The sequence below is a fragment of the Shewanella sairae genome, assembly GCF_023283535.1.
In the GTDB taxonomy this organism is placed as follows: domain Bacteria; phylum Pseudomonadota; class Gammaproteobacteria; order Enterobacterales; family Shewanellaceae; genus Shewanella; species Shewanella sairae.
The window spans coordinates 1-1,763 of the sequence record NZ_JAKILT010000157.1 but is presented as its reverse complement, the minus strand read 5'-3'; the positions used below and the strand labels follow the sequence as shown (position 1 = coordinate 1,763).

3 protein-coding genes are annotated in these 1,763 nt (G+C 39.5%); 2 read left to right on the top strand and 1 reads right to left on the bottom strand.

Translation table 11 applies throughout. The features are described 5' to 3' along the window. Positions 1–337 precede the first annotated feature (337 nt). The gene (locus L2748_RS23755; protein WP_220783445.1) at positions 338–649 is read left to right on the top strand and encodes a type II toxin-antitoxin system HigB family toxin; all 312 of its coding nucleotides are present in this window, start codon (positions 338–340) and stop codon (positions 647–649) included. An 8-nt stretch (positions 650–657) separates the two neighbouring features. Next, complete coding sequence (locus L2748_RS23750; RefSeq protein WP_220783446.1) at positions 658–1,074, top strand: helix-turn-helix domain-containing protein; 417 nt, start codon at positions 658–660, stop codon at positions 1,072–1,074. A gap of 63 nt (positions 1,075–1,137) precedes the next feature. Here L2748_RS23750 and L2748_RS23745 read toward each other — a convergent pair. Beyond that, on the bottom strand, positions 1,138–1,763 hold a 626-nt coding region (locus L2748_RS23745; protein ID WP_248957811.1), incomplete at its 5' end, for a DUF4113 domain-containing protein.

Below are 1,763 nucleotides of genomic sequence, written 5' to 3'. Positions count from 1 at the left end.
CACCAGCTCTATGCTGTTAATTGGCTATAACAGATAAAGGGGCAGAAACGTGTTACCAGGACTAGCGCAGCCCTTTAGGGTATACCTAACGCACACCAGTCAAGGAGTGAGCTTTACCGGTTCGCTTTTTGTTGATTTCAAACTGTACGCGAACCGCTAGTGAAAACCATACCCAAATCAAACCGGCGAGGGAAATGCTCATTCGTACTTACTTTCGTAGTTCTACAGTTAAATAGTAGACATACGATCTTAGCATGTCTTTATGTTTGTTCACGTATTGTGAATCTGTATAGTATGGAATATAATGTTCACATTATGAGAACCTTTAAGGGCTGTGATGCACGTTATATCGAGAAAGGCATTTAATGATGCTAGTAAGAAGTATCCAAACGATGCTTTAGCTTTAGACTCTCTCTATCGAGTTCTGAATAGTGGTAAATTTGCTAGCTCGTTAGAATTAAAAAAAGTCATTCCGTCACTAGATAACTTTAAGTATAAAACTGATTGGTGGGTGATTGATGTTGGCGGAAATAATTTGCGGTTACTTGCTTTTATCACGTTTAGAAACGGTACTGTAATGGTCAAGCATATAGTTCCTCATGCAGAGTATGACAAGCTGACTAATCGATATCGAAAGAATGAAATCTAGGAGGTGATATGAACCTAATTAATTTAATTAATGCTTCACATGCAATCAAAGACTTTATTCCCTTTTCAAATATAGGGAATGAGGAAGATTATAATGCTGCTATAAATATCATGGACGCGATCACTAACGATTATGATGAAAGCCTATCGGTAATTATTGACGTATTGGCACCGAAAATATCTGAGTACGAAGACTCTCTTGAAGAATTAGTGGAATTTAATGATCGTATTTCAAGTATGAATCCAAGCTCAACAATGCTTAGGGTTATCATGGAGCATCATCATTTAAAAACAACCGATTTCAAGGACGAGATCGGAGGTAAAAGCCTTGTGTCAATGATCGTGAACGGAAAGAGAAACTTAACAGTGGATCATATTAAAAATCTTTCTAATAGATTTGATATTAGCCCGAATCTATTTTTTTGAAAGTTGGACGCCGCCCCATGTTTGTTCATAAGGTACCAAATGTGTAGTTGTATCGTACGTAAATTAACACTTAATCTTAGGTATATCGCTCCACTTAGTCGTGTATTGAGGGGTTAATCTATCTCTACGCATTCCCCATTTAGGCGCAATACCTTGAGCGGCCACAAACACGGCATCACGGCCATACTTATTATTGAGTTGGTCATAGATGTTCATTAGCGCTGGATTAGCCACTGGGGCGAACAGGTCCTCTTGCTTATTTTTTGCAGAGCTTAAATCCAATAATCCAATGCCAACTTTATAATAACGCGTACCAGGCTGATACCACCGGTCCACGACTTGTGTTACCGCTTTACTCATTAAGTGCGTATCAGCAGTAGGGTAGACAAATTGATGTGACTGTTTAAATCCACTAGGTCTTTCATCATAAGGTGAGTTGTGAGCGAATATAATCATGACACCACAGAGTGAACCTTGCTGTCTGGCCTTTTGCGCTGCAATCCCTAAATGTTTACATAGCGCTTGGGTTAAGGAATCCTTATCAGTAATGCGGTCAGTCATGCTTCTCGTTGAGAATATTTGCTTTTGGTCTGCTTTGGCTTCATCCCAGGCAATGCATTGTTCACCATTAAGCTCTCTAATGGTGCGTTCCACTTCAATGTTAAACTCTCGTTTGGCAAGAGTCGGTG